Here is an 18,737-nt window from a genome sequence, read left to right on the forward strand (position 1 = left end):
TCGAATATTGCGATCGATGCTACAAACAGACATTACAAGCCGATATCGTGCTTGCGGAAAACAAAAGAAGCCCCGCACCGACGCGGGGCTTCTCCAACGAGACGATAAGAGAGGAAGAGCACGTCTCGTTTAATGGTTGACGGAAGTTCGCGCTTCCGCCAAGTTTTTATTCAGCCACCCGCCAGCCGATTTCCGTAAAGGATATTCCCCTGAAGAAACAGCCAACGGTTGGTTACTCGATATCAGCTCAGTTCAGACGCAGCTCGGTCGACGGAGCGAACAGGTGCATCTTGGACGGGTCGATCTTGATCTTGACGGTATCGCCGACCTTCGGGAGAGCACGCGGGTTCACGCGGATCGTGGTGAGCTTGTTCTGATCGGACATCATGGTGGATGCCTCAGCAGCGGAGCCATCGGTGATGATGTTGCCGTAGATGTAGCCATCGGAGCCCAGATCCTCAACGTTCATGACCTTGAGGGAGAAGGCGTTGGCGTCATCCGGGGCGGCCAGGGAAGCGTCTTCCGGACGGAAGCCGACGACGATCTGGTTGTTGTCTTCAGCGGTGAGCTTGTTGACGGCCTCGGCCGGCAGATCCACGGTGTCTTCGCCGATCTTTGCCTTGCCGTTGACCACCGGGTGGGTGTTGATGTTCATCGACGGGGAGCCGATGAAGCCAGCGACGAAGACGTTGGCCGGGCGATCGTACAGCTCGGTCGGAGCGCCGACCTGCTGCAGGACACCGAGCTTGATGACGGCGATGCGGTCACCCATGGTCAGAGCTTCGGTCTGATCGTGGGTCACGTACAGGGTGGTGACACCCAGCTGGCGCTGCAGAGCAGCGATCTGGGTACGGGTCTGCACGCGGAGCTTGGCATCAAGGTTGGACAGAGGCTCATCCATGAGGAAGACCTTCGGCTCACGGACGATTGCACGGCCCATGGCCACGCGCTGACGCTGGCCACCGGACAGAGCCTTCGGCTTACGATCGAGGTACTCGGTCAGGTCGAGGATCTCAGCGGCCTTCTCGACGCGCTTGCGGATCTCTTCCTTCGGGGTGCCGGCGATCTTCAGAGCGAAGCCCATGTTGTCGGCCACGGTCATGTGCGGGTACAGAGCGTAGTTCTGGAACACCATTGCGATGTCGCGGTCCTTCGGCTGCATCGTGGTGACGTCCTTGCCACCGATGAGGATGCGGCCCTTGTTGACCTCTTCAAGGCCAGCGAGCATACGCAGAGTAGTGGACTTGCCGCAGCCAGACGGGCCAACCAGCACCAGGAACTCGCCGTCCTTGATGTCCATATTCAAATCATCCACCGACGGCTTATCGTTGCCCGGGTAGATACGAGTAACATGGTCGAATACGACTTCTGCCATGATTTGTCATCCTTTCAGAGGCAGGTACGTGCCTCACGATCCGTTGTAAAGGGATTTCTTTTCGGTGCCTCGCCTTGCGGCTTACGACTTCGACAAAGCCACAATTCAAAGCGTTAATTTATTTCTTTGGTTTGGCGAAGGTTCTCTTCGTTGAGCCACGTTCCATGATACATACAACGCTAAAACTGTCAATGCGTGTCGCGAGTCGCGCTGTTTACCTACGCTGGCAAAAGGGGGTTAACGGCGTAGTAAATACACGCCTTTATCGCCATCATGCAAGACAATGGTGCGGAGCGAAAGACAGAACAGGGAGGTTGCAGTGCGCAATATTAGAATCGGCGTGGTCGAGGATGATCCCGCAAGCTGCCAGCTGGTACTTGACTATCTCAACCGATATCAGCAGGAAAATGACGAACAATTCACCGTTTCCGTATTCGACGACGGCGCGAGAATCGTAGAGAAATATACCCCTGTTTACGATATTTTACTGCTCGACATCGAAATGAGCGAAATGGACGGCATGGCCGCCGCGAGACGCATTCGCGAGCGCGACGACAAGGTCGTGATCGTGTTCATCACCGCCGCACCGCAGTATGCGATCAGCGGGTACGAGGTGCGCGCATTGTCGTATCTGCTCAAGCCCCTGCCGTGGTTCGCGTTTTCACAGGAACTCAAGAAGTCGATCGACATGGTGAGGCGCAATGGCGACGATTCCATGCTTATCGAAACCAGCAACGGGCAGATGCGGCTGAATCTTGCCGATATTCTGTATCTCGAATCGATCCGGCATACCATCGTCATCCACACGTTGGAAGGCAAACTGTCGATCAATGGCACGCTCAAAGACATGGAAGCGAAACTCGCCGACCACCATTTCTTCCGCTCGAATTCCTGCTATCTGGTGAATCTCAAGCATGTGACGGGCGTCGCCGACCAGGATTGCGTGATGTCGAACGGCGAACAGTTGCGCGTAAGCCGACCACGCAAGAAGGCGTTCCTCGCCGCGTTGACCGACTATATAGGAGGTGGCAGGTGACCAGCGTGATATTGCCGAATGCGCTGGCCGGATTGGCAGGAGGACTGGCAGGAGGCTCCCCTTCCATACCTTCCGTTTTGGTGACCGTGCTTTCGGTGCCGCCGATGACGCCAATCACCAACGCTCTGCCCGACATCCCCCGTTCTTATACGGCGATCTGCGAATGGGCCGCGTGCATGGTGTATATCGCGGTGTCGTATCGTCGCGTGCCGCTCCGACGGTCGATCATCGTCAGTGCGGCCGGCTTGGCATCGCTGGTCGCGGTGCAGTATTTCGACGGCAGTATGCCGATCTGGTTCTGGATCATCGGTATGCTGCTCGCATTCGCCTGCATGTATGCGACGATTCTGCTCGGCGCGGGCACCGGCAAACGCGAGGGCCTGTATATTACGGCGCGCGCGTTCGTGTTGGCCGAATTGGTGGCGTCGCTGCATTGGCAGATCGTTACGTTCATTGGCGTGCGCGACGGATTCACCGATTACGATTGGCGCGCGATCGCGCTGCTTGTCGTTACGTATGCGCTGTGCTTCGGTCTAGCTTGGATGGTTGAACGCGGCAATTTCAGCCAGGCCACACCTACCTTGCCGACCGCTTCCGCCGCGATTGCGACGATGGCCATCATGATCGTCACGTTCGCCATGAGCAATTTGAGTTTCGTGTCGACGAATACGCCGTTTTCCGGTTCGGTCGGCCAGGAAATCTTCTACATTCGCACGCTGGTCGATTTCTGCGGTTTCGCGATCCTATATGCGCAGCAGGAGCAGGCGCGCCGTATTGAGGCGAATACGGAACTCGCGTCGATCAACGCGCAGCTGGAAAGCCAGCATCAGGAATACCTGCAATCGAAGGAAAATATCGAATCGCTAGGCCGTCTTGCGCACGATCTGAAGCATCAGCTTGCGGCGTTGCGTGCCGAAGTCGATCCGAAGCATGCCGCGGCCGGCTTCGAGCAGCTGGAGCAATCGGTGCAGCGCTATAGCGCGCAGCAGCATACCGGCAATCCCGTGCTTGACGTTATTTTGACCACGAAAGAGCGCACGTGCGCCGATCGAGGCATTACGTTCACGGCGGTCGCGGACGGCTCGCTGCTAAGCGGCATGTCGTCGATGGATATCGCATCATTGTTCGGCAACGCGCTTGACAATGCGATCGAAGCGACGTCGAAATTGCCGAAACGTGAGCAGCGTCTGATCAAACTTGCGTTATACGAGCAGAATCGCTTTATTGTTATCCGGGTTGAGAATTATTACGATTCCCGATTGAAGAAGGATGCGGAAGGCAATCTGCGCACCACCAAGCGCGACGATCAGCATCGGCATGGTTTCGGCGTGAAGTCGATTCGTCATATCGCGCAGCAGTATGGCGGCGAAGTGACGATTCGCACCGAAGACCACTGGTTTGTGCTGACCGCGCTTATTCCGCGGAAAACCGGCCTTATGGCCATGTAGGACTGGCCATAAGGCTTAAGGCGGCTCCGCTAGTTTTCAAGATTCTGCGCAGCGGCATCGCCGTCAGACGCATCACCGGCATCACCGCCTGCCGATGCGTCGCCGCCAGCATCGCCGGCATTCGCCGCACCTCCAGCCGCGCCGCCCGCCGCAGCACCTCCAGCCGTATTGTCCGGACTATTCGCAGCACCACCGTTAGAGCCCCCGTTAGTGCCGATATTGGTGTTGTTCGTCACGGTGTTGGGAGTCGACGACGCCTCCTGGTATTGGTCCATCGCCTGCTGAACGGCGTCTTTGGCGGCATTCAGCGCGTCAACGGCGGCCGTCACGTCGTTTTCCTTGAGATTGGTGCCATTGGCAAGGTTTCTGGCCGAGTCAATCGCCTGCTGCAATGCCATGCGCACGCTGTCGTCGGCCACCATGCCGTCGGAATTGTCGAGCACGGACTGCGCCTGCTCGATCGCGTCATTGAGCTGGCCCTTCAGACGATTCTGCGTGGCCAGCACTTTGGAAGCGTCGACGGCTTCGGCCGCATTTGTAATCTTTTCGGCCTTGTCGTTCATGCTCCGTGCCTCGGATGCCATGGCTTTCGCGGATTTCTTCAGCTTGCTGATGCCCTGCGACGTGTCGCACGACAGGATTTTCGCTTCCTTCGCGTTAGATATGGCCGCATTGAGCTTAGTGACGGTGCTGACGTCGGCGACTTGATCGGCAGTGACCTTCGCGCCGGTTTTTCCGATTTCCAAAGCGTCGGAAAGCGTGTTATTGGCACTTTGCAGCTGGCTTGTGGAATCCTGGCATTGCGCGGCTGCGCTGGTAATGGCTGATTTCTTGGAATTATTCGAAAGCATCCAACATGCAATACCGCCAATCAAAGCAATCACGACGATAGCCGCAATCACGATAGCGACGATTTTGCCGGTATTCTTCGGTGGTACCGGAATTTCATTGCTGTAATCGCCGTAACCCTCGAAAACACTGAAATCGCTTACACCGTTCACATCGCTTTCTTGCGAAGCGACCGTCGGAGGCTTCGGCGGTTCGGACATGTCAGCCCCCATCACCTCGGTATCCGTCGGAAATTCCAGCCTGAAATTGTTGTCTTTCGTCATACGTCCTTCTTCATCATCGGGCGCTCAGCATCGACCATCTATACGCCGACCCCCTAGTTTACCGCCTAACACACCCTTCAACGCGCATTCGCCTTAATTACCTTCTTTTCCGCACTTTTCGATAGGCGCAAAGCGGCAAGCGGCTCCCCTAAACACGATGCGGTGAACGCACTCACCGCAACCGCGAATCCAATGGGCACAAACAGATTGATCGGAGCATCCGCAAGTTCCATCACCAAGCAAATCGCCATAAGCGGAGCCTGTTGGGAAGCTGCGAGCAATGCGCACGCACCCAGCAGAGCATACATGCCAATCGAATTCGTGTGAAACACCTGCATCCACAGAACACCCAGCACAGCACCCCCCGAAGCGCCGAGCGCAATACCCGGCTGCAGCACACCGCCGGAAGCGCCGGAACGGATCGTCAGCAATGTGACAATCGCCTTCGCCAGGAACGAAACCAGCAAAATCGGCACCACCGCCAAATCGGCCTTGGACGAGAAACTCAACTGCGCGGTGGCACGGCCATTGCCCATAACCTGCGGCACCCAAATCGCCACCACGCCAGTCAGCAGGCCGGCGAGCGGCAACATCCACAGAATGCCCGCGCCCGACGGTTTGGACTTCTCGGCCCACTGCGAGCCGCGACGGAACAGTGCGCCGGCAGCGCCGAGAATCATGCCGGCAACCAGTGCGAACGCCATGTAATCGGGGGTGAACAGGCCGTCCGCTTTGCCGATCAGGTAGAACGCGTGCGTGCCCTTGACCAGCGACGCCACCCACGAAGCCAGCGCGGAACAGGCGAAAGCGAGCGTCACCGTTTCGAGGGTTATGTCGGCGAGCAGAATCTCGACCGCGAAAAACGTGCCCGCAAGCGGCGCGTTATACACGCCCGCAAGGCCGGCGGCGGCCGTAATGGCCACCAACATACGGGTGTCTTTCGCATCGAGACGCACCCAACGTGCGAACCGCTGACCGAACATCGCACCCAACTCGCGCGGCGCCACTTCTCGACCGATCGACATGCCCGTACCGACAATGAAAATCTGCAGCAACACATGCACGACGGTCTGCCAAATCGGCATAATATCGCCATTCACCGCCTTTTTGACGGACGGCACCTTCGTACTGCGCGTACGCAACAGCCACCAAATCACGGCGGCGACGGTCGCGCCAACGGTCACGGAAATCAAGCACCGAATCGCAGGAACGTTGAACGGGCCGGATTCCTGCGAATTCTCAACATAACCGAGCGCAAGATGCTCGACGCCGTACAGCATAAGCGTCAGCAGGCCAGCGGCCGCACCAATGGCCACACCCACAATCGCCACCGCCGCAATCAGCGCCGGAATTCTGCCAATCTTTGGCTGCGTTCCTTGAGGATTCTGCGACTCCTGCGATTCTCGTGTTTTTTGCGATTCCTGCGATTCCCGCATCTGCCGCACTCCTTGCACACCGTCTCCTTCGTTCAATTCGTTCCCCCAATTGTCCCACCTGCCGCAACGTTCATTTGTTACGCCCCGAGCGTGGCGATCGGCAGCACCAGAATGCCGTCATCACGCCGGTATGCAATATCACCACGCCCGACAATAAATGCCATGAATTCAGGCTCACGAACTTGAGATAGAGGATTTCCGCACACTTTTTCTTTGAAAGCATGTAGTTTGTCCACATTTTTCTCCATGACTTTCAAGTCGCTCAGCTTAATCCCCACCGCAGCCCAGCGACCATCCACCAATTCAAGAATCACATCAACTTCAAGGCCTTTTTCATCCCGATAATATGCGATTCGATTCGTGCCACCCATCGATTCGAGATACACGCGCAAATCACGAATCACCAATGTTTCAAACAAATCTCATACTGAATCAGAGACAATAGTGATGACGCTCTCAGCTTATCCAGCACAACTCATTGCACATCATTTGATAGGGATTGCTGCGAGAGCTGCATCTTTAGGTCATCGACTTTTAATTCCAAACGTCTGATATAAAGCGCCTGTCGACGGATAATCAAATCACGCATATCATTTCCACCGGTTCCAGGGTTACCTTCATTCGTGCGACTGGAAGTAACCTCAGCATCGGGGAGATTCACTCTGTCTACCGTGCCTGGATCTTCTATTCGTATTGTCTTCCTCCAACGATGCATGCACCGTTCAATACGCTTTTCGCCTATCAACTCAGGACCGAGCCCCGCTTCGCGGAACAGCACAGTGGGAGATTCACCATTTTCAGCACTCGAAACGCATTCACGCTTGAACCACTCTGCATATCGGATACGTGAACCAGTAATACTTATGACCGCAGGCAGCGAAGCCAGATACTGTGCTTGTTCCGGAGAGAATCGTTCGTCGCTCATGCTTACTTTTTTCACTTCATCGTGCAATCATCTGTATGGGATTTGCCGGCCGAATTGACATCCCGTATGCGGCGTCTCATGCGCAATCTGATCAAAATGAACGTAACAAGTAACATGAGCCCCGCTGCCGCGGCAATGCTGCCTACGGCGGCACCCGTACGACCGATAAGGCCAGGATTGCCCGGCTCCTCGCTCGGGTTATTTTCGGGCGGGACAACAGGAGTTCCAGTGCTAAATTTCGGCTCTACTGTGATGTTGAGATCAGCGGATGTGTCTCCACTGCCAGGAATCGAGATGAGGAACGGATCACAGTCGTATGCTTTGTTGGCTTTCGCCGAGCTCGTGCGGGAGACCAGATATAGGCCGAGCGGCAGATTCTGGAAAGTGAGCTGACCAGCTACGTTAGTGGTGCCGGAATGCTGGTACAGCTTGTTTTTCGCCGCGTGCGTAGCGAGCTTCTTGGCAGCATCGTGATATTCACTTGATGTCAGGCGTTCCCAATCGGCAGTGAGGCCGGAAAAATCGCCGACGGTTTTATATGAGGAGACGCTACCATCATTGTTCGTTGTGACGGTGGCGACGCGCACGATGGAATAGGTATCGCCGGCAAGCAATTTGGGCGAAGCCGTGTCTCGGCCCCATACGGCATTGATGGTGAGAGCGCCGAAAGAATCAGCTTGCGCATACGGCACCATAGAGCCGAAGGCTGCAAGAACAGTGAGGACGATAGTAACGGCGGCGGCAATCATGGCAGCAATGCGCGCCGCACCATATTCGCTTCCGCTATGCAGGTCTAACATGTCTGCCCGGTCCTTTTCGCCGTGATGAATGTGATTGGTTATTTGTACTGTCTGGCTGAGGAGGCAAGTCACCGTCCGGCTCGATATCCGCAGAGTCAGAATCACCAGATGCGACCTTGGCGCTCCCACTCTGCCGGCGTCGCCGCTCATGACGCTGCCATAAATGCCATGCGATAAGCAAGGCAATCAGTGCAAGAGACGGCAACAAGTACTGCAGCGGAATGTCCACGTGGAACGTGGATTTGGCGTCATCCTGCTGCTGCGGCGCGTATGGGATGCGATGGCCGCGCACCAGCAGCCGATGCGTATTGACCGCATACGGCGTACAAGTGATGAGCGTGACCAAATCCTTGCCGGGCTCAATTGCCAGTTGTTTGGTATTGGTCGGCAGAACGGTAGTGATCTTATCGACCTGATACGCATACGTGTCTTTAAGTATTGTGATGTAGAACTTGTCGCCTTTTTTCATAAGGTTCAAGTCCGTGAACAGTTTTGCCGTGGGCAAGCCCCGGTGGCCAGACAGCGCCGCATGAGTGGACGCGCCACCAACTGGTAGTGAGGTCTGTTCGAGATGTCCGATGCCGGATTGCAGTACTTTCTCGGAAGTGCCGTGATAAATCGGCAAGGTCTCCTTGAGCTTAGGCACAGTGATGTATCCCATCATGCCGTCGCCGTCAATATTGAGCAGACTGTTGTATTCCTCGTCCGTGGATGCGGAATTGACGGCACTGGCAAGAGCGTCGGTCTCTCCTGCATCGTTCTGGGCGAGCTTTTCGTTATAGGCGTGCGCAGCATCCAGCACCTTCTGGTACTGTTCCTGGCTCAATGCTTCAACGCTGGCGTCGTAGTTATTTACGGCGCGGCTGGCGTTGCGCATAATGAGGAAGTTGCTGATCGTCGGATAGAACAGAATGAGCATTCCACCGAGAATGACCAGTAAGGGCAGGATGTTGCGCAGTCGTTTCATCGAGCGTTCTTTTCGCGAGGAAACCGTGTTGTGGGCGTAGCGGGTGTGTGCCCTTCACGCCCAAAACACGGCCATGCTCGTCAGGCGTTCTTGCGCTTGAGAGTCCAGGCAACGCCGAGCGCGATGACCAGCACACCAATCACCGTGAAGGCGATGGTACCCATGCCACCAGTGCCAGGCAGGATAGCACCGGACTTGTTCTGGACCGGGATGACACCGTTCGATGCGGTCTGGTTGTAGCTGTTGCCATTGTCGTTGTTGTAGGTGATGGCGACGGTGGCATCCGTGGTGTCAGTGCCGTCGTTCTTGCCATCAACCTTCACGCCGATGGCGCTGGCGAGCTTGTTGTAGCCGGCCGGCGCTTTGGTCTCGGTCAGCGTGTACTCGCCGTTCTCCAGTCCCCGGAAGACAACCTTACCGCTTGCAGGAGTGGTGATAGTCGTCGTAGTATCTGTCTCACCAGCCTTAGCTACACGGTATACAGCGTTCGCGGTCGCACTACCGGCATCGACTTGCACGAAGCTCATAGCGGTGCCGTTCTTAGGTGCAAGTGTGAACTCAGCACCAGCAAGTCGAGTAGCGTCATCATCATATTTGTCACCAGTGTACTTATCGACGGTGAAGCCATAAGTGAAGACGCGAACCTTGCTGGGTTCGGACTCACCGGTGCCACCGCTGCTCGGGTTGTTGGAGTACTGAATTGTTGCGGAGTTGGTGTTACCAACACCGCCCACAACAGCCTTCTCGTTCAGCGTGGCCGTGTAGGTGACGGTAATCTTCTTGCCGGCATTGGCCTGCTGCTTGGCCTTGAAGTCCTTCATGGCGACAGTAAGCGTATTGTCGGAGACCGTAGGAGTGGTGACGGTGTAGTCAGTGTTCACGGTCAGTGGATCAGTCACACCTTCGACCGTAACGGAAGTGACTTGTCCAAAGGTGAGGCCCTGAGACAACGTATCCTTGAAGTTGAAGGTGTAGGTGTCATAGGCGGACATGTCTGGAATGGTGGAGGTCAGGGTGAAGGTCAGGGTATCACCGATCTTCGCGTCAGTGGCGTCCTTACCAGTGCCGCCTACCTGTACCTTCTTGTCGACGGTAGGCAGGTCGCCCTTAATGTTGGCAGTCACATTGGTGCTATCAACGGAAACTAGCGTGGCGTATTGACCACTGGCGTTGGCCAAGGTCGCACCCGGCACAGCGACCACGTAGTAGCCGTAGTCGAGACCAGTGAACGTCGCCAAGTACTTACCGTCCGTAGCAGCGGCAGATACCTTAGCGGTCGTGCCAGCCGTGATGTTGTTGGCCTTAGTCTGCGCCCAGTTCGATGCCTTGGTAGCGAAAGCAACCAAGTCTTCACCCTTCAGCTTGGATACGTAGTCGTTTGCTTTATCGTTGACGTTCTCGTCGGTAGCACCAGTCAGTCCGGAAGCAGTGGAGTTCTTGAAGAACGGCTTCCACTCGTCAGTCAACGTGTAGGAGACAGCCTTGCTGCCACCGTCACCGCTCACGGTGGCGGAGAACATCTTGTAGGCGTTCACGGTCTTACCGGCGAACTTCGCGTCAGTAGTGCTGACCGTCAGCGTGGCATTATCCGCTGCGTTGGCCGTGGCGACTGTCGTCGCAGCCAATCCAAATACGGTGGCAATCGCCGCAGCGGCAGCGAAAACCCTTTTCATCAGTGATTTCATTACTGTTCCTTCCTCTAAATGGAAATCTTTTCTGTTTGGCAGATACGGTTTGTCTATGTAGTCGTCACGCGGCATGGGCACCTCGCTTTCGTATACGGCTGGAGCCCGAGCGGACTGTGCCGGATTGAACGCGTTGATCACGCACGTACCAGACCACGCCAGCTCCCATAAGCAGCAAGCCGAACATCAGAAACCACATCGTGCCCGCGCCTCCCGTATCCGGAAGCAACGCCGCATTGGTAACAATGGCCACGCGTTCCTTGGTGTTGTAGGAGACCGATACTTGGTATCCGGCCTCCGCGGGCTTGATGGTCTTGGTGGTATCGCCGTCCTTATAGGTCACGGCGGTTTCTTCCACGGTGTACGTGTAGTAACGCACGATGTCCTTGCCGTTGGCATCCTGTCCATCCACGAATGCGACCGGCAGTCCTTGAATCACCTTGCGCCAGGTGTTGCTCCAGGAAGAGGCATCGGAGGAGTCCAACGTCACCGTCCATGGATTCTTCTGCGTCACGGTTGTGCAATCCGCGCCGAAGCATTGAATCGTCTGCGGCGTCACCGTATTGCCACGGCCATCGGTATAGTGCGCGGCGATCTTCAGTTCGACCGACTGCGGCCGTTCGAGGTTGCCGTCCTTCCACACCTTCTGCACGGTCAAGTCAACGCTCCGGCAGCCGTCCTTGCCGCACGGGTCCTGGCCGTCGTCCGGTTCGGGGGTGAGTCCGCCGTTGTTGTCGGTCACGGTCGCGTCGAGCATGAGCACGGCCTTGGCCGGGGACTGGTAGGCATCGAGCTTCGTCTTGGTGCTGCCGTCCGTGGAGTCGACCACGGCATCCTTGATGCCAACCCATGTGGTACCAGCGTCGCCGGATGCGGAGCCGTGCACAGCGCTGCTGTCGTATGTGTTGACCACGTCGAACAGCTTCACTTCCCAACGATCGAGTCCGGTGTTCAGCGCATCGTCTGCCGTGTTCTTCTGCGAGAAGATCTTGTTGCCGTCCTGTGCGGAGGTGCGGGCCTCACTAGCGTTCGCGGCCGCCTTGCGGTAAATGCGATAGGTGTTGTATGCCTTGTCGCCGTTGCCGTCATCGACCGGTCCGAGGATGTCGCTCATGGTGTTGAAGTCCCATACGGACTTGAGTTTGGTGTTCGAGAACGGGTCGACCAGTCCGCTGGCACCGCGGATCGTGTCGGCGTAGACCATGTGGTCGTCTGCCAGCACGCCCTCGTCGTTCAGTCCGGCGAAGCCGCCCGTGTAGCCTGTGGAAAGATCCTTCACACCGTCGGTATCCTGAGTTGCCCCTCCGCCGAACACGTCATAGCCATTGGCGATGCCCGTTACGGTGGACTGTTCGACGCGCGTACGGTTGCCCTTGATGAGCTGGACGGTCAGGTTGCTGCCTGACCCATCCATATCAATGCCGTCTTTGCTGCAAGGCAGTTTGATGACACTATCGCCGATGGTGACAATCGCCACGTCGGTCTGCTGCTGGTTTTCATCATCAGCCTTGGACAGAGCAACACTCACCTTCAGTCCGAACAGGTTCACGTACAGCACGTCGCCTTCCGAAAGCACCTTGAGATCGAATACCTTGCCGAAGATGGCCGGGAACCACTTGCCTAAATCGATGACGCCGACCTGTTCCGCCTTGTCGAGGTACAGGAGCTTGACCAGCGCGTTCACCACTTGCAGCAGCAGTTCCACAAGTACAGAGTTGACCTTCGCGTCAACCAAATAGGCACGGCTGGTTTCACCGACGAATCCGCCGGCAATCTCACCGCTAGTGACCTTCTTGAGATTGTCAGACGTGCAGCCCTTCACCCTGGCCAAATCCACGTATCCAACAAAACCGCCTGCGACCTCACGTCCGGTAGCCTTGTCGGTGGCTTTGCCGTAATTGTCGCCATGGTGTGTGGCGGTGACGGTATAACCGTCCGGGATGCCGGTGACGCGCGAATCGCCAACGTGCGAGCCCCAGATGTCAAGTACGCCGGCCGTGGCACCAAGCAGATTGAGCGCATCCGTGCCGAGTTGTGCATTGTCGGCGGCGACCGTGCCGGATTTGCCAAGATGCCCGATGAAGCCGCCCACGTAGTTCACGCCGGTCACACTGTTGAGGTTGGTGACCGCAGACTGCTTCACAGAGCCATTGATCAGTCCACCGCCGAAGCCACCGACCGCACCGGTGTAACGCTTCGAGTCAAGCATGCCCTTTGTGGTGGAATCATGGGCGACAATCTGGATGCCGTCGCTCACACCGTTGACCTGACCGTCATAGATGAAGGTGCGGAATGCTTCGAGCACGCCCACGTTGCCAACCTTGAGCAGTTTGAGCAGCAGGTTGGTATCCTGCTTATCGCCGGCCTCGCCGCCGCCGACGGAAGCGACGCTGGATACATCAGCAAGGCCAAAGAAGCCACCGGCGTATTGCCCGCCTTCGACAGCGCGCAGCCCGTTAACAGTAAGAGAAGCCGGGTCATTGTTCGGATCCGCTTCACTGCCGGTGCCTTTGGCGGAATCCTTGTCACCGAGGATCGCGGCTTGCAACGAACCAGCGAAACCGCCGGCGTTCAGGGCATACTTGGCTGTGGTATTACCCTTATCGTCCTTGCTCTCATATGCGCCATTGACCGTGTATCCCCATGCCGGGTCATCCGAGCTCACATGTGCACCGCGAATCGTCGTAACCGTGGCCTGCAATACGCTGACCAGACTTGCCGGGTTCGATACCAGCGAGTCGAGGATTCCTTGCAGGAATCCCTCGGACGCATTGGTGTCCACATCCGCAACCGCACCGGCAGTGGCCACGCCGATAAATCCGCCGACATTGTTGCGCCCTTCCACCTTGCGCAGGTTGGAAACGTTGGCGCCGGCAGCGGTGACACCCTCGGCAAGCTTCTGGCCGTTCTGGTCGAGATCGCCCCAGATCTGGCCACCGACCGCGAGACCGGCATAGCCTCCGGCATTACCGGTACCGTGCGTGATGTCTTCACCGGTGGCCACGACCTTCATACCCTTGCGGTAGCCGGCCACGCTCGAAGATTTGACGACGGGCACAAATACCTGTGCCACGTCGAGCATCTGTCCCAAATCAAGTTTGATGCCTTTGTCGCCGAATAGTTGGATAGAGCCGAACGAGGATGCCGAGCCGGATTCCATCGTGCCCGCATAACCGCCTGCCGCACGCATGGCAGAGACGGTCTTGACATCCATCGACTGGCCATCGGTGATCGTGCCGGTGCACATCAGACCGACGTGTCCGCCGGCGACGCCGGAATCATGCAAGTTCGCGCCAGTCTGATACTCCGCACGACCGGCGACGACGTTGAATCCGAAGATGTAGGATTCGAGGAACTTGTCCAGGGAATCCTGATCAGTAACAGAGCCCGCACCATCGCCCGTAGCTACCTCGGTAAATTCCTTGCCATACGCACCGTACTTGCCGATGTTGTCGGCCCACGTCTTCCATTGGTCGTAGCTCATATTGCGCAAAGGACCAGTGACCTTCGAGTGCTCCTCGGTCGGGTAGACCACAGACAGCACGCCAGCGAGATTGCCGGCCTTGATGAGACCGCCAAGCAAGGAGAGCGAACCGCCTTGAGCGGTATCGGCCGCCTCCATGAAGCCGGTGTAACCGCCGGCGATTTCGGCACCGTATACGCTGCGGATGCGCGCGGCGTAGGCTACGCGCTGCGGCCCGTTGTATTTGCCGTCGGTATTCTCCTGCTTCCACGCTGCTGTGTTGTTGCCCCAGATATGACCGCCACGATTACGACCTGCATAGCCGCCGGCCATGCCGCGGCGTGTGGTCGTATCCGATGCCGCCTGGGCACGCACCGCGCCGCCGCACACTGCGGCATCGGTCGAGCTGTTGCGAATCGTCGGCACGAAGTCCTGCACGAGCGAGAGCAGGTTGTCGAGGTTGACAAGCTTCTTGAGCACGCTGCCGTCACCAAGCACGTTCGCCACGGCTCCCGGCTGCATGGCGCCCACGTAACCGCCGGCCGAAACCTGGCCGATGATGTATACGAACTCATGAGAGCTCGAGTCCTGAATATAGCCGCCTTCAATGTCTCCGGCGAAACCACCAGCCATACCCAGTGGATCGGGCTCATTGTTGGCATTCCTATGATTTGCGGTGCTGGCCAGAACGGAATATCCGCCGATGCCGCCAGTCACATCGGAGTGTTCAATCGACGAGACGACGACATCCAGCACACTGAGTACATCGTTGAGATTGACGTTCTGGCCGAGCAGGCTCAGGCCACCGCCCACAGCTGCCGCCGAGCCGATGTCCATTTTGCCGATGTAACCGCCGGCGTATCGCGCAGCGGTGACTGCATATGTGCTGTCTTTGCTCAGATAGGTGCCATCGATTGATCCGGCGGTTTCCAGATTCTTCGGTGCCTTGACATCAGTACGGCGCAGTTGGGTCACACTGGAATGGGACACCTGCACACCGGAACCGTATCCGATGTAGCCGCCGGCGGAACCGGATTGCGTATCGGACTGATCAAATCGGGTGGCGGAAACGGTGAAGCCGGGATCATCCGGGTCGGAAATCTTGTTACCGCTAGTTGCCTCCACGGTGGTGGCATCGGAATGCACACCCGCGTAGGAGATGAATGGCACATAGCCCTGCACCACCTGCAACAGGTTGGCGAGATCCACCGTACCGAATTTGCCGAGCAAACTCAGGCCGCCGTTGCCAGCCGAAGCGAGCGCACCGGAGACAACCTTGCCGCCGAAACCACCTGCGTATGCGCCGCCAGTCACATGGTCAAGGTTGACAACGGCCACGGGGTTGGTTTGCACGCGGGACTGTACACCGGCCAGCGTTGAGTCGTTCTTGAGATCGGTTTCGGAGAACTGGTTGACCTTGCCGCTTTGGAAGTTTCCCGCATAGCCGCCCGCGATATCGCCTTCGACATAACCGCCGTTGACGTACGTCACGGTGGTATACGTATAGCTTGGAATCAGATACGGTACGGCACCGAGCAGGTCGTTCACGGACAGCAGGCCGCCTTTGATCAGGTCATCCAATATGCTGGAATCTTCTGCGTTGCTGAGCGCGTCGGCGAGGCCACCGGTGGTGGAGAAGCCCACGAAACCGCCTGCCACACCATCGGACGTGCTGGTATCGGCTGTGACCGATTTGAGGTTTGTCACATGGCTTTCCCGGGTCTTGGTGCTGTTGGCCTGACCATAGAAACCGCCTGCAGCGTAATCGGTCGTTTCGTTGTTCTCGTTCTTGCCGGTTGCCGCAACCGTGAATCCGCCAGAGATGCCGTTCACGTTCGATGCAGTGACTGCAACCGAAGAATATTGGGCAACCGATAGCAGACCGGAAAGCTTGATAAGCCCAAGCACATTGAGACCGCCAGCGCCGATGGCGTCGCCTGGTCCAGAGAAGCCAATAAAACCGCCGGCTTCTCCCCTGGCCGAGACCGTGGCCAGATTGGTAAGGTTCGTGTTGGCCACGTCGCCGCCGGTGGCGCATCCGATGGCACCGCCTGCATAATATGAACCAGCCGTCACTGTCAAGCCGGATGCCGGAGCGGTGACAGACATGTTCTCCACGGTGAACGCGGCAAACTGGTCGAACTTCTTGAGCGTGGCAATATCGCCAATTTTCACCACACTGTTGAGCAACCCAGCTACCGTTGTCGGTTGCAGATCGCCGGCGATGCCACCCGCGTAGGAGCCCGTGGCCGTGACCGATTCAAGACCTTCTATGGTGGTGGAACGCTGCTGTGGGAAGTCACGAAGATTGTTGTACTTCCAGAATGTGAGATTTTGAAGGCGGTTCCGCGAGGAATCACCGATCACCGTACCCGAACCTTCGCCCACAAGGCCGCCCGCGTAATCACCGCCGGCAGCAACTGTGAGGGAACCCTTCATTTGTGTACCGAGAATCACAGAAGGATTCACACCGACGATGGATAGCAGTTCTCCTGCACCGTTATCGCTGCCGCTCAGCAATTTAGTCACAGCCTTGGTGAGCTGTTTCAACAGCGATGCATTCGTGGTATCGTCCGTACCGAGTTCCAGGCCCCATCCCACGGAGGCGAATCCGGTGAATCCTCCGGCGTGGGATCTGTCGGCAGTCACGGCGACCGAAGCCGTAATCGAATTATTGACAGCATAGGCATTGGCCATGGCACCGTTGAAGCCGCCGGCGTAGTCTTCGGCCTGCACGGTGATCTTATCGTCACCGTTTACCGTCAGGCCACTGTTTTCGATGAGGCTCTGCGGACGCAGCGCAGACAGCAAGTCGACGCCAAGCGAGTTAATCAGACCGCCCACGTTGCCGTTGCGACTTACTCCGGCAAAACCACCGGCATATTGCGTTGCCCGCACGGTGAAACCATTCGTGCTCGTCACCGAAGAGTTCTCAATGATTGCACCAATCTGTGCACCGACAAAACCGCCGGCCTGCGAGTTGTCCTTGTTGCCGATCACCACGTTCTCTTTGAACCCGTTCACCGAACTATTCGAGATAACCGGGTTGTAGTAGCCAACCGGAATCAAGGCATTCAGCCCGAGCGTGCCGGACAGCAACCAGTCCACCAAATCGCCCAGCCCGAGGAACGGGATGACACCCAAGATCTTCGAGAGTACATTGGTGAGCGCTCCTACGATGCCGGAGACTGCATCGTATCGGGTTGCGCCCTCAACATATCCCACGAAACCACCGGTCATACGGCTTACGCTAGATACCGAAACATCTGCTACCTCGCAGTCCGTAACCTTGGTGTCCCCGTAGATACGGCCGGCAAATGCACCCGTGGCGAGGTTGGAAGGATTGTCTTTGTGCAGGGTGAGCAGACCTTGAAGATTGAGGTCAAGATCTACTTGTCCGAATGTCAATAGTTTTAACGCCTTCAACAGTGTGTCGAGCAGTAATCCCACTGCCGAAGTGAGCATACCGAGCAAGGTCGGCGGAATATACGATTCACTCGTATGATTCGTCACCGACACATCCTGCAGCTTGAGGTTCGACACCACGGCCGTACCGGCGCTGCCCAGACTGTTGCTGTTCATCACGGTCTTGTTCGTGATCGAGGCGAAGAAGCCGATGCCCTGCTGCTTGCTGACATCCAGCTGGTCGCCTTTGACATTAGAGACCATATCTTTCTGATTGACGACCACATGGCTGATGACCGGACGAGCTGCGGTAGCGTGAACCACGCTTGCGCCATCGGCACCAACAGCCTTCCACAGGCTGGCTTCGGTGTCGCCGTCATTGGAGACCGCACCGAGCATAGTGCCGGAGAACATGAGCGGAGTCCACTCGGTGTTGTTGGTATCTGCCGCGTTCTTGGACAGGTCGATGTCACGGAAGATCAGGTAGTTGGCGTCTGCGGAATAGGTCAGGCCGGTGTTGGCAGCGGAGTAGTCCGTTTGCGTGCCATCAGCACCCACGCCGTAATACTTGGTGCGGGTCCTGTTGACGCTTAACGCCGTGCATGCCAGCAGTGGACTGTCGTGGTCGGAGGCATCAGTATCGCGCAAAATATCTGAATCGGAGAGATCGGCGTCACCGGCGTATTCGGAAGACGGCGTGCCGTCCACCCACTGATAATTGAGGGCTCCTTGCTGCATGCAAGTCTGCGTGACCTTGTTGATGCGGCCAATAACCTTCTTGCCAGAACCAATCGCACGCAGCTGCTGCTCGTTACCAATCAGGATGTAGGTCTTGCCGTTGATCTCCTTCGTGGCCTGACCCTCAAAGTCACGGCCGCCAAGCGCCGTCGCGGCGACCTGCACATCGGCCTTCGCCGGCGATTGATCCGTCGCATTTGAGGAATCGTTCTTGGCATCTTGAGAAGAAGCATCGTTTGGAGCCTGCGTTTGGGCTCCATCATTAGTGGAATTGCCAGCGGTAGCTTCTGCTGAGTCGTCCGCCTTATTGTCTGTCGCACCATTTGAGGATTCGGAAGAATCACCAG

At 57.1% G+C, this 18,737-nt stretch carries 11 protein-coding genes; 2 read left to right on the forward strand and 9 right to left on the reverse strand.

What is annotated here, in order from left to right; translation table 11 throughout:
* Positions 1-247: 247 nt before the first annotated feature.
* Positions 248-1,375 carry an ABC transporter ATP-binding protein gene (locus BBPC_RS08830; protein WP_004220968.1) on the reverse strand — a complete coding sequence of 376 codons (1,128 nt, stop codon included), beginning with the start codon at positions 1,373-1,375 and terminating at the stop codon, positions 248-250.
* 319 nt (positions 1,376-1,694) lie between these two features.
* Between BBPC_RS08830 and BBPC_RS08835 the strand changes: the two genes are divergently transcribed.
* Positions 1,695-2,411: a LytR/AlgR family response regulator transcription factor gene (locus BBPC_RS08835; RefSeq protein ID WP_022245639.1), complete on the forward strand. Its 717-nt coding sequence runs from the start codon at positions 1,695-1,697 to the stop codon at positions 2,409-2,411.
* 104 nt (positions 2,412-2,515) lie between these two features.
* Positions 2,516-3,859: a sensor histidine kinase gene (locus BBPC_RS08840; protein WP_004220972.1), complete on the forward strand. Its 1,344-nt coding sequence runs from the start codon at positions 2,516-2,518 to the stop codon at positions 3,857-3,859.
* Positions 3,860-3,888: 29 nt separating this feature from the next.
* Here BBPC_RS08840 and BBPC_RS09415 read toward each other — a convergent pair whose 3' ends face one another.
* From BBPC_RS09415 to BBPC_RS08880, 8 genes are all read right to left on the reverse strand, one after another.
* Positions 3,889-4,971, reverse strand: coding sequence for an FIVAR domain-containing protein (locus BBPC_RS09415; RefSeq protein ID WP_004220974.1), 1,083 nt, complete (start codon positions 4,969-4,971; stop codon positions 3,889-3,891).
* A 77-nt stretch (positions 4,972-5,048) separates the two neighbouring features.
* Positions 5,049-6,407 carry a chloride channel protein gene (locus BBPC_RS08850; RefSeq protein WP_004220976.1) on the reverse strand — a complete coding sequence of 453 codons (1,359 nt, stop codon included), beginning with the start codon at positions 6,405-6,407 and terminating at the stop codon, positions 5,049-5,051.
* 77 nt (positions 6,408-6,484) lie between these two features.
* A complete protein-coding gene (locus BBPC_RS08855) occupies positions 6,485-6,826 on the reverse strand; it encodes a DUF4143 domain-containing protein (RefSeq protein WP_080550611.1) in 342 nt (113 codons plus the stop codon).
* Between the two features lie 56 nt (positions 6,827-6,882).
* Positions 6,883-7,332 carry a hypothetical protein gene (locus tag BBPC_RS08860; RefSeq protein WP_004220980.1) on the reverse strand — a complete coding sequence of 150 codons (450 nt, stop codon included), beginning with the start codon at positions 7,330-7,332 and terminating at the stop codon, positions 6,883-6,885.
* A gap of 11 nt (positions 7,333-7,343) precedes the next feature.
* The gene (locus BBPC_RS08865) at positions 7,344-8,132 is read right to left on the reverse strand and encodes a hypothetical protein (RefSeq protein ID WP_004220992.1); all 789 of its coding nucleotides are present in this window, start codon (positions 8,130-8,132) and stop codon (positions 7,344-7,346) included.
* Complete coding sequence (locus tag BBPC_RS08870) at positions 8,116-9,099, reverse strand: class C sortase (protein ID WP_004220994.1); 984 nt, start codon at positions 9,097-9,099, stop codon at positions 8,116-8,118. The genes BBPC_RS08865 and BBPC_RS08870 overlap by 17 nt, the downstream gene beginning before the upstream one ends.
* 80 nt (positions 9,100-9,179) lie before the next feature.
* Complete coding sequence (locus tag BBPC_RS08875; RefSeq protein WP_033524401.1) at positions 9,180-10,784, reverse strand: SpaH/EbpB family LPXTG-anchored major pilin; 1,605 nt, start codon at positions 10,782-10,784, stop codon at positions 9,180-9,182.
* Between the two features lie 64 nt (positions 10,785-10,848).
* Complete coding sequence (locus tag BBPC_RS08880) at positions 10,849-18,555, reverse strand: LPXTG cell wall anchor domain-containing protein (protein WP_004220997.1); 7,707 nt, start codon at positions 18,553-18,555, stop codon at positions 10,849-10,851.
* Positions 18,556-18,737 lie beyond the last annotated feature (182 nt).

It is taken from the genome of Bifidobacterium pseudocatenulatum DSM 20438 = JCM 1200 = LMG 10505, from assembly GCF_001025215.1.
Lineage (GTDB): Bacteria > Actinomycetota > Actinomycetes > Actinomycetales > Bifidobacteriaceae > Bifidobacterium > Bifidobacterium pseudocatenulatum.